The sequence below is a fragment of the Micromonospora profundi genome (assembly GCF_011927785.1).
Lineage (GTDB): Bacteria > Actinomycetota > Actinomycetes > Mycobacteriales > Micromonosporaceae > Micromonospora > Micromonospora profundi.
Genome location: NZ_JAATJK010000001.1, coordinates 364,821 through 383,168 on the forward strand (window position 1 = coordinate 364,821; position 18,348 = coordinate 383,168).

Consider the following 18,348-nt stretch of genomic DNA (forward strand, 5'->3'; position numbering starts at 1 on the left):
CCGTGCGTCGGGTCACGGCGGCCAAGCGCCGGCCCCTGGGCTGGCCCGATGGTCAGGTGACCGCCTGCCGGTGACGGTCGTCACCGGTGCCCCGCGCCATGTCGCCGGCTGCGGGGCCACGGGGGCCAGGTGCGGGCGCGGCGCCGGCCGAGGCGCCCGGTGCCGGGGTGCCTGTCGCTGGGGTGCCTGGCTCCGGGGTGCCTGGCGCGGAGGTGGCTGGGTCGGGGGCGGGCGTGGCATTGGCCGCGGTGGCTGCCGCGATCGTCGCATCGATGGTCTGCTTGTCCGGCCAGCGCAGCGCGGCGATCGTCATCAACACCACCCCGACGGCGCTCCACACCCCGACCACCATCGGAATGGAGAACCGCTCGGCGAGCATTCCGGTGATCAGCACCGCGAGGCCCTGGATGACCTGGACGCCGGTCGCCATCACACCGAAGGCGCGCGCCCGGAACCCGGCGGGCAGCGCCTGGACGAACAGCCCGTTGGCCATCGGCAGCATGCCGGCGACCGCGAACCCGCACAGGGCGGCCAGCAGCGCCACCACCAGCGGAGACGGATTCAGCAGTGCCGGCACCAGCACCAGCGGTGAGAGCACGGCGAGCGGACGCATCAGGGCCAGCCGGCGGGCCGGGCCGAACAGCCTGCTCACCAGCAGCCCGCCGAGGATGAAGCCCAACGGATTGGCGACCATGATCACCGCTTGCGCCGTCCCGGGGTTCATGTTGACGTTCGGGTGCTCGTTGGCCCAGGCGGCAGCCAGCCCTTCCGGAACGATCGAGAAGAGCATCGCGCTGAACACCAGCACCGCGATGGCCCGCAGCACCGGTGTGCCGAACACGATCTGGAACCCCTGCGCGGTCTCCCGGAGCAGGTGGCTGCGGTGCGCGCTGGTCATCAGCGCCGGTCGGTTGCGTACGCCGAAGCGGACCAGCAGCGCGGAGACACCGAACGTGACCGCGTTGAACAGCAGCGCGGCCCTCGGGTCGATCGAGGCGATGGCCGCGCCGAACAGATAGCCGACGACCTGGGCGGCCTGCCCGATGCTGCTGTTCAGCGACAACCCGACCACCAGCCGGTCCCCGGCGAGGATCTGCGGCATCAGCGCGGACTTCGCGGCCTGGCTCGGTGGGTTGGCAAGCGTCGTGGCGAAGATGAGCACCAGCAGCGCCGGGACCGGCAGGTTCGGAAGGGCGATGAGCAACATCAGCGCCATCCGGATCAGGTCACACAGCACCATCACCCGCCGGTACGGGTAGCGCTCGGCCAACGCGGCGAGCAGCGGGCCACCGACCAGCCACGGCAGGTAGCTGATGGCGAACGCGGCGGCGGAGAGCGCGACCGACTCGGTCTGCCGGTAGACGAGGAGGGTGACGGCGGCCTTGGCGACGTAGTCGCCGATCCAGGAGAGGGCCCCGGCTGCGAAGACAGCTCGGAACTCGCGCTGGGCGAACACTTCGCGAAAAGTGGCCGGGCCCTCCGCGGAAGGTCGCTCGTCGGGCACCGTCGCCTCCATCGGCCCCCGGAACAGCCGCTCGTGGCAGCCTGGCCGGGAACACTCGTCAGATCTACGGATCAGCGAGGATGTGACCACGTTCCGGCGGGAACGCGTGTTTCGGATTCTGCCCGATCGTCTGACAACTAGCTAGGGCGAACGGCTCGTTCGTCGCATCCCCGACTGAACGAACGGACGATACCTGAGGGGCCGGGCGGCTCGCGACCCCCACATCGGCGGCCAGCGCTGCCAGGCCAGATCGCCGAGGTCAGGTGGCACCACCCTGACCCGTCTCACCTTCGGGCAACGGTCGGCTCGGCGCACCCTGATAGATGCGGGAGGCGGCGATCTGCGCGGTGATCCCGGAGTTTTCCAGTGCCTCCGCCAGCCTGCGGCGCAGCTCCCGGCCTACCGCGAACTGACCGTCGGCCGTCGTCTTCACCACCGTACGGATCACCGCACCATCCACTGTCATCTGCTCGACACCCAGCACCTCGGGCGCCTCCACGATCTCCAGCGACAGTTCCGGGTCGAGCGCCACCGAGGCGGCCGCCGTCCGCAGCACGGCGCTCGCCTCCTCGGTGCCGCTGAACCCGATCGGCAGGTCCACGACCACAAGCGCCCAGCCCTGGCTCTTGTTGCCCACCCGGATGATCTCGCCGTTGCGGATGTACCAGAGCACGCCCCGGCCGTCGCGGACCGTGGTGACACGGAGCCCGACCGCCTCGACGACACCTGTCGCCTCGCCCAGGTCGACGTTGTCGCCCACGCCGTACTGGTCCTCGATGAGCATGAACAGCCCGGCCAGCAGGTCCTTGACAAGGCTCTGAGCGCCGAAGCCCAGCGCGACGCCGGCGATGCCGGCGCTGGCCAGCAGTGGCGCGAGGTCGAAACTGAACTCGCGCAGGATCATCAGCAGCGCGATGCCGAACACGAACGCGGTGGTCAGGCTGCGCAGCACCGAGCCGATCGCCTCGGCCCGCTGCCGACGCCGTTCGGGTACGAACTCGGCCGGGTCGACAGCGGCGGTGGGCACCCGCTCGCGCAGCGGTCGCAGCATCGTCGGCACAGCGCCCTCGGCTGTGGTCCGGACCAGGCGGTTGATCGTCCGGTGCAGCGCCCAGCGGGCCACCATCGCCAGCACCAGGATCAGCAGCACCCGCAGTGGTTTGAGCAGGATCCAGTAGCTGCCTTCCGCGAACCATTCCGACCTGGTCATGCGGTAGAGGAATTCGCAGGAGGTACTGCCCTGGCAGTTCACCGATCCGACGGTGGGCAGGGCGAGGGGGGTCACGCTGGCGGCACTCACACTGCCTTCGTACCGCAAGGGGCCCGGCCGCCCACCGGCGACCCACCGGCCGGGTGAGATCCCGCCGAGGGCCGGATCGGACCGGCGTGAACCGGCCATCGTGACAGGTGCGGTAAGGAGCTTCATGTCCGACCCCGGATTAGTACGTGCAATCCCTGATTTGGCGGCCCGGACCGCTGTTGACCTGCAAGAACGCCGATCGAAGATCATCCGGCACAACCAGGGCACAAATTAGTTCCGATCTTGGGCGGCGGGAGCGCCGGTGTGGCTGCCCTTGGTCGGGCGGAGGATCTGCCCGATCAGGCCGCGCGGCCGGTCCTTCTTCGGCAGCCAGTGCACGTAGGTTTCCAGCGTGATCCGGAGGCTGGCATGCCGCAGTGCGTGCTGCACCTCCTGGGGCTCGACGCCGTTGCTCATCAGCGTGGTGGCGAAGAAGTGGCGCAGGGAGTGGAAGGTTCCCGACTTGGGCCAGCCTGCGGCGGAACGCCAGCCCTCCCACAGCTCAGACCAGTAGCGGTCGGTTATCAGCTTTCCGCTTGTAGTGGTGAACAGGAGAGCTGCGGGACGAGAAACCCGTCTTTCGCTGGTGATGTCCGGCAGCTCGAATTCGACGGGGCCGACCTCTTTGATGTGGGTCGCCACTTCCTCGGCGACCACGGCGTCCAGGTCGACTGTCCCTGTCGATCCGCTCTTTGGCGCGGCGAGGTAGAAGCCGCCGAAGTGCTCCCGGGAGTGCCGCAACTGCTGGACGACATGAAGCTCTTCGTGAGCAACATCCAGGCACCGTGAGCTGTCTTCCATGCCCAGGACTTCACCGATGCGCAAGCCTTCACCGGCTCCCAGCCAGATGGCCGCGCGGAATCGTCGGGGTACGACCTCGGTGAGCTTGAGCACCTGGTCCTCAGTCGGTACCCATCTCGGTGCTCGTGACATCCCCCGTAGCACTTGCGCGAGGTTCACGCCGTCGCAGGGGTTGTCGTCAAGCACCTTATCGATGACGGCAGCGTTCAGGATGGTCTTGAGAACACCGAAGTAGAGGCCAATGGACGACTTCGCGGTGCCATCGTCCAGCAGCCGACCGAGCCAGGCCATCACGTCGGTGAGGGTGATCGACCGGATGGACTGCTCGCCAAAGGCCGGCACAAGACGCTTGCGAAGATTCTGCGGGACGCGTCGCCGTGTTTCGACGCTCCACCCGGACTCGCGGGATTCCTTCCATCGCTGCGCGTATTCGGCAAAGGTGAGCTGTTCCATCTCGCGGCCAACCTTGACCTCTGCGGCGACGCCCGAGCGGCAATTGAGGTCGAAGGTTTCCGCGTCGCGCTTGAGATCGAACAGCTTGTCTCGGTCATTGCTGTCGGCGTCGGTGTAACGCACGCGCCAGCGCTTCCCCCGACCGTGCCGTTTCGACGGGATGAACTTTTTCGTGTCCGGGTCGCGTTTCTTGAGGTACCACAGGTCATCGATGGGCATGTCAGGCCGCCTGGTCTTCCAGCCAGGCCCGGACGTCGGCCGGGTCGTAGCGCAGGTGTCGGCCGACCTTGAAGGCGCGGGGGCCGGTGCGGCGGTGCCGCCATTGGTAGAGGGTGCCGACGGGCACCCGCAGGAAGGCGGCGGTGTCGCTGATGGACCAGAGGTCCGGCAGCGGGAGGGGGGTGGGTGCGGTCATCGTGGCTCCTTTCGGGTGATGGTGATGTAGGTGCGGCTCTCGCCGCTGTAGCCGGCGTGGCGGGTGCTGGTGCGGCAGGTGACCCGTTCGCGGCCGTAGTGGGCGGTGAGTTGGGCCGCGATGGTGGCGGCGTGGGCGGTGACGGTGGCGGTCGGCCCGATGAGCCGGACCGCGACCAGCGGGCGCGGACGTGTGGGCATGCCGCTCCTTCCGGTGTCGGTGGGGTGGGGTGTTGCGTGCGCTGTGGAGTTGTCAAGGAACGGCTTCACAGGTCGTTGACACGTACGTGTCAAGCGGCCATGGGTTGGACCGCGCGAGCGGCGGTGAGTTCGTCGGCCAAGGCGTCGATGCCGGCGAGGTGTTGTGCGCGGGCCATGGCGGCGGCGGTGTTGGCGAGTAGCGCGTCGCCGGTGGTGATCCAGCCGGTGGCTTGGTAGCCGAGTTCGTAGATGACCCGCTCGGTCTGCTCGTCGTCCCAGGTGTGCGGGTGGCCTTCGGTGCGCCGCCAGATGGTGCGCTGGAGGCGCAGGAAGCCGAGGGTGACGGAGAACGCGCGGCTCTTGGTGGCGATGTGTCCGCCGTAGCCGAACTGGTGCGCCCACCGCCGAAGCCGGGCGTAGTCGGGGTGCTCGCCGATGTCCCAGCACGCGCGGATGAGTCGCCCGAGGTGGGTGCCTGGGTCGCCGTGGATCTGGACGGAGAGGTCGTCGACGCGGCGCAGGCTCAGCCCGGTTACTTCGGTGCTCTTGGTGACGTACTTGGCGATGTAGCCGGTGATCTGGGCGAGGTTGACCTCGTGGCCGGGGGCGTTGACGTGCTTGAGGTCCAAGCCCTTGTCGCCCCACGCGATGTGCCAACCCTGGTTGCCGTTGGCCGGATGTGACGCGGAGGTGTAGGCGGTCTTGACGAACGCCGTTCGGACGGCAGCCTCGAACATGTCCCGGGTGATGACCCGGGGCGGCGGCACGATCGCCTCAGGGCAGTCGGGGTTGTAGCCGTCGAGGCGGATCAGGGCGTGGTAGTGGATGACTCCGCGTACCTGGAATTCGTAGACCTTGATGTAGCGGCGGCGCAGGTCCACGCCATAAGTGCGGCCGAGGCGGCGTAGTTCCCGGTCGGCTTGTTGGATGGTGCGGCGCCACAGCTCGGGTGCCTCGTGATTCCAGACGACTTGGCCGGCGTGGTCGTAGCAGTCCAGGCACAACGGCTGACCGAGGTGGGCGTCGGCGGCCTTGTGGCGTTGGCCGCAGCGCAGCTCCACACCGTGGGGGCAGGTGCGGCCGAAGGGGTGGCAGACCGAGGCCCGGCAGGTGCAGCCGTCTTTCTTGCGGCAGTCCGCCGCGTGGACTTTCACCACCCGGTGGTGCACCGGCCCGAACGACGGAGCGGTGGCGGTCAGGAAGATGGCGATGTGCTCATGCAGGGGTGGTAGTCCCCACCGGTCGCCCTGCAAGCCAGCCTTTATCAGGTGGTAGGTGTCGCGGCGGTACAGCTCGGCGCAGGACGGGCAGACCGCAGCGCGGCGGTTGCCGCACGGCGTGTAGATCGCGCCGTCGGGCATGTCCTCGGTGTCGACGGTGGCCATCCGGTTGCCGTCAGCGTCGTTGACGTGGATCTGCCCAGCGAGGCGGATCGGGTGCTTGCACGCCGAAGCCGCCCGGACGTGGCCGAGCCATTCCGGGTAGTCGGGGTCTTGAGCGCGGGCGCGGCCGGACGCGACGGTGCGGGGGTCATGCCCGCGTACCCACCCATCGGCGGCGGGATCAGGGGTGGTGCGGGTGGGGGTAGCCCAGGGCCAGTAGCCGGCGGACTCAGCGGAGGCTCCCGTGCCCGAAACCGTGGTGGTTTCGGGCGCGAGAGGCAACGTCGAGGACGTCACGCGGTGGCTCCCACAGCGGTGCCGTTGTGGGGTCGGTTGTTGATGCTCGGTTGAGTGGTCAGGGCCATCAGGATGTCGGCGGCCGTTGCGGTGGGGACGCGCAGCCGCACAGCGAGTTGGCCGGGGGTGATGGGCTCACCGTGGGCTTTCTCGTGGGCCGTGGCGACGATCCGCGCTCCAGAGAGCAGCGCGGGCGCAGGTCCAGCGGTTACCGCAGGCGCGGCGGGTGCCGGGGTCGGGTCCTTGTCGGTGGTATCCGGGGTGAGCTCGACCGTCGTCGGGGTGTCGGTGTCCTCGCCAGAGTTGGGCAGGGTTGCGGATTCGTGGTCAGGTGCGGTGATCTCGGGTGTGGGGTTGGTGGCCGGGGTCGCGGCGGCCGGGCGGACCGTCGGCGAGGCGGGGATGTCGGGTGACGACGCCTCGGCGAGGGTGGCCGGCGCGGGTGCCGGGACGAGTTCGGTGGGCCGGGTGTTGGTGTGTTTGGCGGCGAGTAGGGCGGCGGTGGCCATGAGCATCAGGCCGTCGACGGCGATGGGACCGAACCAGATGACGAGGGTTCCTTCGTCGTAGTGACGTAGGAGTCCGGACAGGTGTTGGTAGGACACGAACGCGGCGACCAGGGCGACGGGCGGCATTCCGACCCAGCGCAGGACGTCCCAGCCCCAGCCCGAAGGCCAGGGGGTGCGGGCAAGGATTTCGATGGCGATGAACAGGAACAGCGGCCAGACGATCGCGGAGACAACCGCGCCGGGCTCCGGGGTCCAGTTCTCGGGTGCGCCCTTGGGGGCGATGAAGGAGTGGGCGATGTTCGCGGCGACGGAGACGAGTCCGCCGAGGACGAGGCCGAGGTAGGCCCAGCGGGTGGGGCGGAGGTTCGTCGTGGTCATGGGGTCACCTCAGGGGTGCAGTCGAGGCATGAGCCGGTGCGGCGGGGGATGTAGTAGGGCTTGACCTGCCGGCAGTCGGGGCAGGTGCGCCGGGCGGTGAGCGCCTTGGCGATGGCCGCCATCTGGGCGGGGGTGGCGGTGCGCTTGGGCATCGCGAGGTCGAGGCGGAACAGGTAGGCGACGCGCTTACCGCGACGCCAGAGGATCTGCGCGGCGGGTTCTTGGCCGCCGGGGCGCAGGTTGCGGGTACGCAGTTGCCGGCGGGTCAGGAGCCCGTCGGGGGCGAACTTGAACGGGTAGGTCGGCAGGCCGTAGCGCTCGCCGGTCGGGTCGTAGAACACCATCGGGTCCTCCGCGTCGTCGTCGGCCTGGTCCTGGTAGTCGTTGCCGGCGCTGCCGGTGGTGAAGGTGGGGTGTTCGTAGGTGTCGCGGTCGATGTCCTCGGGCAGGAACGCCGCCGAGCAGACCGCGCAGACGATCGGGCCCTCTTCGAAGGCGGTGGTGGAGATGCGCAGCTTGCGGGGGCATTCGCACTCGCAGGAGACGCCGTTGTTGTTGTTCGTGCGGGTTTTGCCTTCCCCGGTCGGTTCGGGGTGGCGGTAGAAGCGCAGCGCCACGGCCAGGCCGGCGATGGCGGCCTTGTAGCGGGCGCGGGTGAGATCGGTCAGGGTGCAGGGCGAGTAGCCGAGCTTGTCGTCCTTGGTCGTGGACAGGCCGAGTTCAGCCGCGAGGGTGGCGAACTTCTTGTTGTGCCAACGGCCCTGCCGGGACGTGTCCTGGACGCCTCGCACGTCAGCGAGAGCGTGGGTTGCCTCATGCAGGAGCGTGGTGAAAACGGCTTCCGGCTCGCGGGACAGGCCCTCACCGGAGATGAGGATTTCGGGCAACTGGGTCTCGCCGGCTTGCCAGCGCAGGGCAGCGAAGTGACCCCACTTCATGCCCTGATTGGGCTTGCTGGGGGAGCCGGAGCCGACCACGAGGACAGCGGCCGGGACTTCGGCGTGCTGGTCGCGGATCGCGGACCAGGCCGCTTCGAGCGCGCCGACGAGTGCGGCGGTGGAGATGTCGTTTTGACACGTACGTGTCAGGTCGGGGGTGTGGGCGGCGGTGCTCATGCGGCCCTCCGGATGGTGTGTCGGCGGTAGGCGATGGCGGCGGCGCACAGCGCCTCGATGACGTCGGCCGCCTTGCGGCCAGGGGTGCTCTCCCAGGCGAAGACCGGGGCGTGAAGGCCGGCGTGGCCGACCGCGATGAGGTAGGTGTTGAACCACTCGACGGCGGCGCTGTAGGCGCGCTGGTCGGCGTCGGTGATGCCGGTCAGGTACCAGCGGGGTCGGCCGAACACGGCGGCCCGGATCGCGCCGAGGATCGACGCGGGGTAGGTGCCGGTGCGGTGACAGGCGCACTTGGCCGGGCAGGCGTCGTGGGCGTCGTAGAGGCCAGTGGGGGTCCAGCCGTAGCGGCCCAGGTAGAGGGCGGCGCGGTCAAGGACGGCGTGAACGTTGCCGGTCGGCAGAGCCGAGACGGTGCTCATCGAGCAGCCCGCCAGACGAGGAACCCGGCGCGGGTCGGCAGCCGCTCTTGGCTGTACTCGTGGTCGGCGTAGGTTTCGAGCTGGTCTTCGGTGGCGTGGGTCCAGTCGTAGTCCTCGGCGCAGTCGCGCAGGACGTCCAGGACGCCGGGCAGGGTTTGGGTGGCGTCGTCATTCCAGTCGGCGACGGTCTCCGTTGCCGAGGTCGAGGGCGTGTTGTCGTCGAAGTTGGGCGTGCGGCCGTCGTGCCGGAGGAAGTCGGCCAGGCAGGTGACGGTGGTGTCCCAGAGGTCGGCGGCGGCACCGTCGCCGCAGTAGCGGTCCTCGATGGCGACGGGGTGGCCGTAGACGGCCATGGCGATGGCACCGAGGGTGCAGGCCGGCGGGAACGAATCGTGCTCGCTCAACTTGTACGGATCGCCCTGGGTCCAGCCTCGGATCTCCAGGTAGCGGGCGGCGCAGCGCAGGGTGTCGGCCGGAGTCAGGTCGGCCAGCGCGGCGGGGGTGTGGGGCTGTTTTTGGGTAGGGTTCATGGCGGCCACGTCCTTTCGTGGGCGGTGGTTGGGTCGGCAGACCGGGCAGCTTTCTCAGGGCCTTGGCCGGTCTGTCGGCCGCTTCTATCGGTGGTGCAGGTGGAGCCTCAGGAACACCCGCTGCCGGTCGTCGTTCTCACCGGCGGGGGTGGGTGCGGTGCGGAAGACCAGGGCGCCCGCGTGCCGGGCGATGGCGGTCAGTGCGGCGATGTCCTCGCCGTCACCGATGAGCACGAGGTCCAGGACGCGAGTCGGCGTAGCAGTGGTGCTCATGCCGCTGTCCGCAGGTCGGCGGGGGCGGCGAGGCCGCTACGGCGGCGGGTCCAGGTGGCGTAGTCGGCGACGCGGATGATGTCGGCGTCGGTCATGTAGGCGGCCTTGACGCGGTTGGGGATGCCGCCTTCGGCGATGAGGTAGCCCTCGCCCTGGTTGTTCGGGTCGATGCTGTTGGAGGAGAAGCCGCGGGCGTACCAGCCGTGTCCGAGGACGATGTCGGAGGACACGTCGTTGGTGCAGCGGCCAGCGAACCGCCACGCGAACAGGTCCCGCAGCGACGGCGGAATGATGTCCGACGAGGGTCGCTGAGTGGCGGCGGCGACGATGATGCCGACGGCGCGGCCCCGGGCGACGATGTCGCGCAGCAGCGCGGCGAACAGGTCCTGGTCTTTCTTGTCTCCGGCGGTGGCGGAGAAGTAGGCGATCTCGTCGCAGGCCACGAGGATCTGACCGAACAGGTCGTTGGGTCCGATCTTGCGGCGGCGGTGCGACAGCAGGAACGCATACCGGTTGTCCATCACCGTCTGGACGCGGCGCAGGGTGCGGATGGCGTGGTCGATGTCCGGGCCGACGAACACGTCGGCGGCGTCCTTCCACAGCCCGAGTTCGACCTGCTTGCCGTCGAGCAGGCACAACCTGACGTCCGGGCACAACGCGGCGTGCCCAACGATCGTGTTCAACAGCGACGACTTGCCCGCGCCGGGCTCACCGCCGATGAGGATGTTGCGGTAGATCATCGGCAGGTAGGCCGGGTGGCCGAACTCGTCGATGCCGAGGAAGACCGGGTCGAAGATGGACAGGCCCGCGCCGACCGGCACCGTCTGCGGCGCGTCCGGGGGCGGGGGCAGTTCGATGGTGTCCGTGAGGTCCATGGCAGGGCTCCCGGGGTCGGTTGACACGTACGTGTCACAGGCGGGTGGGGGATGGGAGGGGCGCGGACGCTCGACCCGTCGTCGGGTGCTTGGTCCGCGCCGTCCCGGAGGTTGGTTAGGCGTAGTCGGAGGGGTCGAACCCGGACGGGCTCGCGGTAGTGGTGGGGTTGCGCGGCTTGCGCTGGCGGGGAGTGTCAGCCGGTGCGGTGACCGGCTGGTCGGGTACGTCGGGCAGGTCCAGGCCGACAGGCGGCATGCCCGGCGAGGTGGGAGCGTTGGCCGGGATGTCCGTGGGGACGTAGTCCGGCAGCGGCGACACGACCTTGCCCGCGAGGGGTTCGCGGCGGGTGATGTCGATGCGGATCAGTGCCGCGTACTTGCGGCCGGCGCGCATGACGCGGACCTCGTTGGCCCAGCACGCCACAGCGAGCTTCTGCATCTGGCCGTCCTGCTCCAGATCCCGCAGGGACAGACCAGGGCGCAGCCACACCCAGACCCGCTCGCCGGCCGGGGTCGGCGTGGCGGGCAGGATCAGCGGCAGCGAGCCGTGCCGGTTGGTGGCGATGAACGCCGCGAAACACATCCGCAGCCGATGCCGCACGGTCAGGCACCAGATCCAGGCCATGACCCGGCGGCGGGTCGGACCGATCGCGGCCGGCACGCCGACGACCAGGGCGACGATGAGCAGCGAGCCCCACAGCGGGGTCGACTGCATCACCGTGGTCCAGCCGTAAACGACGGCCAGGCCGAGCACGATTTCCGGCAGCCAGTGCCAGAAGACGCGCAGCACCGGCCACGCCACGATCAGCGCGAACACCACCGCGCCAAGCAGCGCGCCGAGGACGACGCCGAGCAGACCACCCACGATGGGGTGCAGGTAGTGCGAGGCCACGGTGGCGGCCAAAAGGCCGACCACGCCGAGGGTGACCCAGAACGCGATGACGGCCCGACGACGGTACGAGCGGGCAACCGGCGCTTCGATGACAGTGACTTGACCCCCACGGTTCGACCAGCCGAACGGGGACCTCTGGCTAGACTTGGACACGACAAGTCCTCCCTACCTAGGGACCTTGTTGGACAGGACGCGGGGTCGCAGACGACGCCAATCAACGGCGACCCCGTGTCCACCTCTCCTTCTTGTGGAGCCGAACAGGAACCCCGGCCGCTAGACGGCGGCGGTCTCCAGCGCGGTCAGCGCCGACGCCCGGAACGCGACACCGGAGCGGACCTTGCCGTCCCGGTCGTTGACCCAGGGCAGCGCCTCCAGGTCCATCGGCACCACCGGCTGACGAACAGCCACCGCCGGCATTACCGGGCTGACCACCGTCACGTTGATGACCTCCGCGCTTCCCTCCGACAGGGCGTAGAGCTGCACCGCCCACATCGGCTGCTTCGTCTCCCGGTCGAACTTCTGCTGACCCGTCTGGTCCAGCTTCGGAACCGGGTTCACCGCGACCTCGTACGACACCCGCGAGGTGTCCAGCAGCAGACGTCCCATGACTGACTCCTTCATCTCGTGAGCTGAGCCCTTACGGTGGGCCATTCGCGTCCTTTCTGGACGGCAGCTCTTGTGGAATCAGGTTCCGTCGATCGGTAGTGACGAGTTCACCACCAGACATGGACGAGTAGGGACGTCCTTGTTAGGCTAAGTCGTCCCCGAGTTGTCCCATCCAATGGCAGGAGACGCGATGCCGAACGATCGCCTTCGCAACGGGCTGCTCAAGAAGGGCCTGACGTCGGCGATGCTCGCCGACAGGCTGGGTGTTGATCCGAAGACCGTTGAGCGGTGGATCACGCAGACCCGCAACCCGTACCCGCGCTATCGCCACACCATCGCCGAGTTGCTGGACGAGAGCGAGTCGTACCTCTGGCCGGACGCCCTGCCGACGCAACGAGCGGTGCAGGTCAGCCAGTCAGAGGTCGTCCACATCTACCCGCGCCGCGGAGCCGTCCCCACCGACCTTTGGCAGCGGCTCCTGGAGCAGGCCACCCGACAGGTCGGCGTCCTGGTTTACGGGGGGTTGTTCCTGCCTGAGTTCAACCACCGTTGGGTTCCGACGCTCCGCGAGAAGGCGTTGGCCGGGGTCCAGGTGGAGTTGCTATTCGGCGACCCGGAGGGTGGGCACATCGCCGAGCGTGGCGACGACGAGGGCATCGGCCCAGCCATGTCCAACAAGATCCTGAACGCGTTGGCCTTCTACAAAGACCTACGGGACCTGGACACCGTCGGGATCTACTACCACGACACGATCCTCTACAACTCCATCTACCGCTTCGACGACGAGATGCTGGTTAACACCCACCTCTACGGCACGCCAGCTGCGTACGCGCCGGTGCTGCACCTGCGACGCCTCGGCGGCGGGGAGCTGTTCGACAGCTACGTTGCCAGTTTCAACCGAGTCCTCGGGAAGAAGCGGGCCGTCTGGCCGGAGCACTGAGCCGCTGGCGGTGAGAGGCTGGGACCATGGCCCGGATCGAGCACTTCAACAACCCTAAGGCCCCGAAGCCGAACAGCATCGTCGTAGCCGTCACCGTCTTCGTTCAGGACGAGCAGGGACGCGTGTTGCTCATCCAGCGGACCGACAACGGCTTGTGGGCGTTACCCGGCGGCGCCCAGGACTTCGGCGAATACATCGCCGACACGGCAGTACGGGAGACGCGCGAGGAGACCGGGGTGGACATCGCGGTGACCGAGCTGGTTGGGATTTACACCAATCCGAGCCACGTCGTGGAGTACAGCGACGGCGAGGTACGACAGCAGTTTTCGATCTGCTTCCGAGGACGCTACCTAGGTGGCGAGCTGACGACGAGCGACGAATCATCGGCGGTCAGGTGGGTTACGCAGGACCAGCTGGAGGCCCTTCCGATCCACACGTCGATGCGACTACGAATTGACCACGGGTTCGAACGGCATTCCGACCCCTACATTGGTTGAGCCGCCATCAATTTGCGAACCCTCTCCACTACCATCAGTAGAGGTCTTTCTGCCTTGCTCCAGAACCGTGTCACGAGATCATCTGGGCCGTAGCGTAGACGGATCTCCGCAAGCCTCTCCTCGACACTCAAATCTTGTCCGTCGGGACCCGTGGTCATGTCCGCGTACCAGAGGACGTCGGATGCCGGTGACTCTTCCAGCGGAAACTCGGCTGCGAGCACATCCGCCAGGCCTCGCTCTTGAGCCTCGTACAGAGCGCATGAATGATTCGCGACAAGACCAGCCAGCCTACGCGGGTACCCGTGGCGCAGCAGCCATCGTGCGCCGTCTAAGGCATGGAATCCTGTAGTAACGATGCCAGGGGCGTATCCGATGTCGTGCAGCCAAGCGGCAGCAACCAAGGTGCCACGGTCCTCTTCGGGCACCAGTTGCTCTAGCATGCGGGCCTTGCTTCCCACGGCTTGGACGTGACGCCACCTCCGTGGTAGCGCCACCGCTAGCTGTTGCTCCGCTGCCAAGGCTGCACGTTCGGCACTTGATTGCACAGGGCGAGCCTACGGCCAAGCCTGTCGCGCGGCCACCCCTGCATCCCGTTTCCTCCATGATCCCCGTGCTGCCGCAAACCCACAGAACCACATGCATGCTGCGGTTAATAACTGCGCCCGTTGGATCCTTGGTTAAGGTTCCAAGCTGGAGAAGGCTAGCGCTTACCACTAGGCGGGGATGGGGCTGCCGCATCTAATGCTGAATATCTCATACTTATTCCCTCTGAAGGTGATCCGCTTTTGCGCTAGAACCTTGCGTTCAGGCGCAGGGATTCGTCCACCATGGACCAAAACAGGCAGGAAAGAAACAACTGCATCGGCGGTAAGCTCCTCGGCGAGTTTTGCGCCCGCTTGGATTTGCCTCAGTATCTGCGAAACATCAACCGCGCCACTCTTCAGCTCTAAGGCGAATACCTTTTCAACGTGAGACGGCGAGTAGAACACAATGAAGTCGCACAATGCGCCGGTGTGAGAGTGGTTGCGCTGGCGAAGCGTCCCAGACAAAATGGCTCTGGGTTCTCCCCCTCGCGGCATTGACACACTGCACCCGGCATCGTGGCAGCGGTTCACCCAGCAGCAGGAGCACGTTTGTCTAACGATGGAAGCGAGGCGACTACGATTTCGCGTCATTAAGGTCTCGCGCAATCGCGGCGGATTCGTTGTACAGCCAATCTGCCACTTCGGCGAACTCGGCGTCTGATATGCCGCTCGAGGGGTCCACGGTCAAGTGTTCAATGTTGCTTCCGTCGGGTCCTGGGTTCACTAAGTATGCCTCGACTGAATGGGGGTCAATGGAGGGTGAATTCGAAGGTTGCTCGTCTCTTGCTGTGGCAAGGGTGTGTAGTTTGATAAGGTTATTGAGCTGATTTAGGAAGTAATCGCTGTGGGTCGTGATGATAACCTTTGCGCCCTGGTTGATCATCAAAGCAATCGCCTGAGCGAACTTGACCTGCGAGGCGGGGTGCAGGTGACTCTCTGGCTCTTCGATGATGAGCAGGTCACCTCGTCTGAGTACGTGGCGTAGGAATAGAATCACCGGAGCCAGCTCCGATACCATCGACGAGGTGCGATGCAAAGCGTAGACAGAGGCACCCTCTGCAAACATAATCTCTGGAGCTGTGGGCGCTTGTGGCGCCAAATTTATCCGACCGTGCAGAATTTCGCCTTCGAGGAACCGTGCGGTTTCTTCGTATGTAGTGGTGCGCCGAGGGCTGAGTTCCAGGAGTTGACTCAGAAAGTCCGTGACAACGCCAGGCAGTTTTGGCACCGCGAAATCTTGAATGCCGACGAACGCCGATTGCCTGATTAGGGCGGCGGCCAGCGCCCGATGGCTATGCAACATGCCGGAACGGGCTGCCGGAAGATAGTATGCGAGATTAGGAAAGTTGCGAAAATAGTAGCGGAGAATCTCAGAGTAGACTTCTTGAAGAAGCCCGTACGGGTGCCTTTGGGTGACTTGTCGCCAAAGCCCATGATCCGATCGGCGAGACCTAAAGAAGCCGTCGATGATTGCATTCAGGTCTGCTTCACTCGGTTCGGAAACGTCTATTTCAAACGAGGGCTTGCCTTTGCGTATCGTGATGGACGCATGCCAGTCGTCATCATGTGCCAGCGTTATAATTGTTTCTCGTTTACCGTCAGCCAGGAACTCGTCAAGCGTGTCGCCGAAGCAGCGCTCTAACTCCGTAACGAAAACTTGGCAATAGTTCCGTAAAGTGGCGATCATGGGACGTGTCAATAAATGGCCCATACGTGTTGGTAGCGACACGCTCGACCCGCTTCGACCTTGCCCCTTATCATGGCGCTCCCAGCTCAAGAGCGCCTCTCGCAGCTGACGAGCCAGCTTGTCCAATGATCTGCCGTCGAAGTCGGGTGGCATTCCATAGTTGGCTAGCAGGCGAATTGCCCTCGGGTCTTGGAGTCGACGTCCCTGTCCGAGACCGATGCCGCCAGTCGGCTTGACGCGGCACGCCGCGTAGATGACGGTTGCAAGGGTGGACTTGCCAGAGTTGTTGGGGCCGAGAAAGACTGCTAAGTCACCAAGCGATACGTCTGCGGAGCGCACGTTGGCAAAGTTCCGGACCTTGATTTGCGCTGGCACGCTGACAGCTTACGCCACGAATGGTCCAACCAAGAGGCCACTTTCGGCAGCACTTGTAGCCAGTTGACTGACTGCGTCGTCTGTGGATCGCGGACGGCACGTGTAGTGCGGAGGCTGACGCACAAAATGCGGTGCCGCTGAAGTGTGAGGACTTTCTGTACGAGATCAAGGCGGCCCGCTTCGCAGGCCGCTCGCGCCGTCGAACCAGGGCCGGGCCGGAGGCCCGCCGCCGCGCCTCTGGCCTTCGGCCGCCAGCGCGTCGGTTGCAGCCCGCCGACGGCGCGACATGCCACAAAGCCCCGGGCCGCCATGAGCGTTGGCGGATCCGGGGCTGGAGGTTGAGGGCTAGAGCGGTCTCAGCTAGTACGCCAGCAGACGTAGTTAGGTGGTCGATCATTGGTAGGGATCAGGAAAACTCGGAATGCCGGCGGGCGCGCCAGAAGCTTCTACGGGGTCACAGGGGCCAGGCGGCCGGCGCATACCGTGCGAGCCGTCTCCCTCGCTCCCGTATGTCGCTGATATGCATAGCCTCAGCCTCTCCAGCGTCACGTGTCATCGTGAACTTTGATTTCCCATAAGTTTCACGCTTCTCTTCAAATGGCTTGTTCGACAGACCCCTGTTGAGAGTCTTTTCGAGAAGGGTTAAATTGTGGATCCTGTCGCGCATCGTGGAAAAATCGCTGAAGTCATCCTCGGAGGCGAAATCTGAGCGCGTCATCGAATCGGCAAGAATGTGTTCCACCGAGACGGCGGTACTGCTCCAGTCTGGCAAGCCCTCGGCATTTCCGCCGCGAGAGAGAACCATCTGCCTTTCCAGCCGCGCGAGTAGGTATTTTGCGCGCCCCAAAGAAAGTGGCCCATACGCCTGTATGGCTTGAATGAAATCATCATCGTTCGGAACGATGTGGCTGAGTTGTGTTCGTACTTGGTCTTGGTTGGTGGCCCTTTCGCTAGCCACCGCGATCGCAGCGGCGCAAAAAGCTTCCTCTGACTGCCCGCCGCCGATTTTTCCACCGACCACTGAGCGGATTGACCACCCAGTTACTTTGTTTACAAGCCTGGCGGCTCTCTCGGTATCCCAGGAACGGAAGGCCGCGAGTATGAGCGGGTTGCTAGATTCGAAACCGAATCGCCGATTTGCCAGCAGAGAGTCTCGGACGTCGGTATTAACGCCCGACCAGAGGATGTTGTCCGGTTCGCGCAGAGCCGTGTAGAACTTTAGGGCGTGGTCAAGCCTGAGTAGGTACTCCCGGATGCCGGCTGGCGTCTTTTCGATTGATGCCTGGAGTGCTTTATAAAGGTTCCGCATGGTCACCTTGCCATGCCTCGACATGTACTCGTAGCGTATGAATTTGACTAAGTCGTCAGCTTTGTCGAACCTGGAAGAAATTGAGGTCCAAGTACGCTCTACGAGTCCCAGGTAGTCGCGCCCTGCCTGGCTAAAGAGATAGTTCTTCAGTAGGTCGGCCGTGGTGAGCTCGGCGCCCCTGTCGTTCAGCGTCTCGAAGATCACGTACGCCTCAGAGAGTTCGCTGGCAAGGGCAAGTAGTACTTGGACACGCCTCTCAAGTTGATCGACCATGTCGACCAATATCTTGTAGTCAGTTCCGTCGGGAGTAAGATCCGCTAGGTGCTTCGCGCATGCTGCGTAACAGCGCCCTAAGGGATAGCTGGGTAGCGTCGGCTCGCCGGCGAGCATTTGTTCATAGGTGGGTGAGTCAACAGGATTCAGGATCAGGCGAGTGACTCGCTGTTCCTGAAGCAGTTCGAAGCGACGAAGGTATGTTTCGTCCACCGAGTTTGCGTGATCCTGCTTCCCAAGCTGTGCCAGCCGGTCCCTGATCGCGACCAAGAGGATCGCTGTTGTCGTCAGCCTCTGCTGGCCGTCAACGATAAGCTGCCGACTTGAGTCCTCGGTGTCGAAGGCTAGGACTACGGTCCCCATGAAATACGGCTGTTTACTAGACCGAGCGTTTTCGAGGTCATCGAGGAACTCGCGCACATTCGCATCATCCCAGGAATAGCTACGCTGGAATCTTGGGACTTTCAGCAAGCGGTCCGAGAGCAAGTGTGCCAGCCGGTCGTGACCGAAGTTCGTGGGGTCTGCCATTGATCCTCCGTCCGAGTGGCTCCTCCTCACCGTAGCGACATTGGGGTCGAGGTGCACTCACCGGACGGGCTCGCGTTGCCGGCGCGCAACGCTCAATTGTTTTGACCAAAGCGACGAGCCTCCGGCGGGGAGCTCGGGCGCTCTGGGATGGTTGGCGCCATCCCGACAGCCTCCGTCCGGGCAGAGCCGAGTGGGTGGGGCCTGCC

General features: G+C 65.7%; 19 protein-coding genes. 2 read left to right on the forward strand and 17 right to left on the reverse strand.

The window, feature by feature from the left end; genetic code table 11:
• Positions 1-52 precede the first annotated feature (52 nt).
• The 14 genes from F4558_RS01655 to F4558_RS01720 all read right to left on the reverse strand — a co-directional run bounded on the left by F4558_RS01655 (position 53) and on the right by F4558_RS01720 (position 11,949).
• The gene (locus F4558_RS01655; RefSeq protein WP_082377267.1) at positions 53-1,516 is read right to left on the reverse strand and encodes an MFS transporter; all 1,464 of its coding nucleotides are present in this window, start codon (positions 1,514-1,516) and stop codon (positions 53-55) included.
• 247 nt (positions 1,517-1,763) lie between these two features.
• The gene (locus tag F4558_RS01660; RefSeq protein ID WP_157552297.1) at positions 1,764-2,930 is read right to left on the reverse strand and encodes a mechanosensitive ion channel family protein; all 1,167 of its coding nucleotides are present in this window, start codon (positions 2,928-2,930) and stop codon (positions 1,764-1,766) included.
• A 105-nt stretch (positions 2,931-3,035) separates the two neighbouring features.
• Positions 3,036-4,277 carry a tyrosine-type recombinase/integrase gene (locus F4558_RS01665; protein ID WP_167942981.1) on the reverse strand — a complete coding sequence of 414 codons (1,242 nt, stop codon included), beginning with the start codon at positions 4,275-4,277 and terminating at the stop codon, positions 3,036-3,038.
• 1 nt (position 4,278) lies between these two features.
• Positions 4,279-4,473, reverse strand: a complete 195-nt coding sequence (locus tag F4558_RS01670; RefSeq protein WP_167942982.1) for a helix-turn-helix transcriptional regulator — start codon at positions 4,471-4,473, stop codon at positions 4,279-4,281.
• Complete coding sequence (locus F4558_RS01675) at positions 4,470-4,673, reverse strand: hypothetical protein (protein ID WP_167942983.1); 204 nt, start codon at positions 4,671-4,673, stop codon at positions 4,470-4,472. Before F4558_RS01675 ends, F4558_RS01670 begins: the two co-directional genes overlap by 4 nt.
• A gap of 89 nt (positions 4,674-4,762) precedes the next feature.
• Positions 4,763-6,352 carry a replication initiator gene (locus F4558_RS01680; protein WP_167942984.1) on the reverse strand — a complete coding sequence of 530 codons (1,590 nt, stop codon included), beginning with the start codon at positions 6,350-6,352 and terminating at the stop codon, positions 4,763-4,765.
• Positions 6,349-7,239: a DUF2637 domain-containing protein gene (locus F4558_RS01685; protein WP_167942985.1), complete on the reverse strand. Its 891-nt coding sequence runs from the start codon at positions 7,237-7,239 to the stop codon at positions 6,349-6,351. The genes F4558_RS01680 and F4558_RS01685 overlap by 4 nt, the downstream gene beginning before the upstream one ends.
• Positions 7,236-7,583 (reverse strand): RRQRL motif-containing zinc-binding protein, encoded by a 348-nt coding sequence (locus F4558_RS01690; RefSeq protein WP_167947176.1) that lies wholly within the window; start codon positions 7,581-7,583, stop codon positions 7,236-7,238. The genes F4558_RS01685 and F4558_RS01690 overlap by 4 nt, the downstream gene beginning before the upstream one ends.
• A gap of 767 nt (positions 7,584-8,350) precedes the next feature.
• Entirely contained in the window at positions 8,351-8,773 is a 423-nt protein-coding gene (locus tag F4558_RS01695) for a DUF6197 family protein (RefSeq protein ID WP_167942986.1), read from the reverse strand.
• Positions 8,770-9,303, reverse strand: coding sequence for a DUF6197 family protein (locus F4558_RS01700; RefSeq protein WP_167942987.1), 534 nt, complete (start codon positions 9,301-9,303; stop codon positions 8,770-8,772). Before F4558_RS01700 ends, F4558_RS01695 begins: the two co-directional genes overlap by 4 nt.
• Positions 9,304-9,387: 84 nt before the next feature.
• Positions 9,388-9,576 (reverse strand): hypothetical protein, encoded by a 189-nt coding sequence (locus F4558_RS01705; protein WP_167942988.1) that lies wholly within the window; start codon positions 9,574-9,576, stop codon positions 9,388-9,390.
• Positions 9,573-10,451 (reverse strand): FtsK/SpoIIIE domain-containing protein, encoded by an 879-nt coding sequence (locus F4558_RS01710; RefSeq protein WP_167942989.1) that lies wholly within the window; start codon positions 10,449-10,451, stop codon positions 9,573-9,575. The genes F4558_RS01705 and F4558_RS01710 overlap by 4 nt, the downstream gene beginning before the upstream one ends.
• A gap of 115 nt (positions 10,452-10,566) precedes the next feature.
• Complete coding sequence (locus F4558_RS01715) at positions 10,567-11,496, reverse strand: hypothetical protein (protein ID WP_167942990.1); 930 nt, start codon at positions 11,494-11,496, stop codon at positions 10,567-10,569.
• Positions 11,497-11,616: 120 nt separating this feature from the next.
• Positions 11,617-11,949, reverse strand: coding sequence for a hypothetical protein (locus tag F4558_RS01720; protein WP_167942991.1), 333 nt, complete (start codon positions 11,947-11,949; stop codon positions 11,617-11,619).
• 190 nt (positions 11,950-12,139) lie between these two features.
• On the opposite strand from F4558_RS01720, the gene F4558_RS01725 reads away from it, so the two are divergent.
• Positions 12,140-12,889, forward strand: a complete 750-nt coding sequence (locus tag F4558_RS01725) for a helix-turn-helix domain-containing protein (protein WP_167942992.1) — start codon at positions 12,140-12,142, stop codon at positions 12,887-12,889.
• Between the two features lie 26 nt (positions 12,890-12,915).
• Positions 12,916-13,386: an NUDIX domain-containing protein gene (locus F4558_RS01730; RefSeq protein WP_167942993.1), complete on the forward strand. Its 471-nt coding sequence runs from the start codon at positions 12,916-12,918 to the stop codon at positions 13,384-13,386.
• On the opposite strand, the gene F4558_RS01735 is transcribed toward F4558_RS01730, so the two are convergent.
• The 3 genes from F4558_RS01735 to F4558_RS01745 all read right to left on the reverse strand — a co-directional run bounded on the left by F4558_RS01735 (position 13,374) and on the right by F4558_RS01745 (position 18,142).
• Positions 13,374-13,931 (reverse strand): HD domain-containing protein, encoded by a 558-nt coding sequence (locus F4558_RS01735; protein WP_167942994.1) that lies wholly within the window; start codon positions 13,929-13,931, stop codon positions 13,374-13,376. The genes F4558_RS01730 and F4558_RS01735 overlap by 13 nt on opposite strands.
• 613 nt (positions 13,932-14,544) lie before the next feature.
• Positions 14,545-16,032 carry an AAA family ATPase gene (locus F4558_RS32030; RefSeq protein WP_167942995.1) on the reverse strand — a complete coding sequence of 496 codons (1,488 nt, stop codon included), beginning with the start codon at positions 16,030-16,032 and terminating at the stop codon, positions 14,545-14,547.
• A gap of 454 nt (positions 16,033-16,486) precedes the next feature.
• The gene (locus F4558_RS01745) at positions 16,487-18,142 is read right to left on the reverse strand and encodes a DUF262 domain-containing protein (RefSeq protein ID WP_167942996.1); all 1,656 of its coding nucleotides are present in this window, start codon (positions 18,140-18,142) and stop codon (positions 16,487-16,489) included.
• Between the last annotated feature and the right edge of the window lie 206 nt (positions 18,143-18,348).

Bases quoted from the DNA above. Each gene is read 5' to 3' on its own strand.
- F4558_RS01655 (WP_082377267.1), bottom strand. From the start codon at position 1,516: ATGGAGGCGACGGTGCCCGACGAGCGACCTTCCGCGGAGGGCCCGGCC.
- F4558_RS01660 (WP_157552297.1), bottom strand. From the start codon at position 2,930: ATGAAGCTCCTTACCGCACCTGTCACGATGGCCGGTTCACGCCGGTCC.
- F4558_RS01665 (WP_167942981.1), bottom strand. From the start codon at position 4,277: ATGCCCATCGATGACCTGTGGTACCTCAAGAAACGCGACCCGGACACG.
- F4558_RS01670 (WP_167942982.1), bottom strand. From the start codon at position 4,473: ATGACCGCACCCACCCCCCTCCCGCTGCCGGACCTCTGGTCCATCAGC.
- F4558_RS01675 (WP_167942983.1), bottom strand. From the start codon at position 4,673: ATGCCCACACGTCCGCGCCCGCTGGTCGCGGTCCGGCTCATCGGGCCG.
- F4558_RS01685 (WP_167942985.1), bottom strand. From the start codon at position 7,239: ATGACCACGACGAACCTCCGCCCCACCCGCTGGGCCTACCTCGGCCTC.
- F4558_RS01690 (WP_167947176.1), bottom strand. From the start codon at position 7,583: ATGGTGTTCTACGACCCGACCGGCGAGCGCTACGGCCTGCCGACCTAC.
- F4558_RS01695 (WP_167942986.1), bottom strand. From the start codon at position 8,773: ATGAGCACCGTCTCGGCTCTGCCGACCGGCAACGTTCACGCCGTCCTT.
- F4558_RS01700 (WP_167942987.1), bottom strand. From the start codon at position 9,303: ATGAACCCTACCCAAAAACAGCCCCACACCCCCGCCGCGCTGGCCGAC.
- F4558_RS01705 (WP_167942988.1), bottom strand. From the start codon at position 9,576: ATGAGCACCACTGCTACGCCGACTCGCGTCCTGGACCTCGTGCTCATC.
- F4558_RS01710 (WP_167942989.1), bottom strand. From the start codon at position 10,451: ATGGACCTCACGGACACCATCGAACTGCCCCCGCCCCCGGACGCGCCG.
- F4558_RS01720 (WP_167942991.1), bottom strand. From the start codon at position 11,949: ATGGGACGTCTGCTGCTGGACACCTCGCGGGTGTCGTACGAGGTCGCG.
- F4558_RS01725 (WP_167942992.1), top strand. From the start codon at position 12,140: ATGCCGAACGATCGCCTTCGCAACGGGCTGCTCAAGAAGGGCCTGACG.
- F4558_RS01730 (WP_167942993.1), top strand. From the start codon at position 12,916: ATGGCCCGGATCGAGCACTTCAACAACCCTAAGGCCCCGAAGCCGAAC.
- F4558_RS01745 (WP_167942996.1), bottom strand. From the start codon at position 18,142: ATGGCAGACCCCACGAACTTCGGTCACGACCGGCTGGCACACTTGCTC.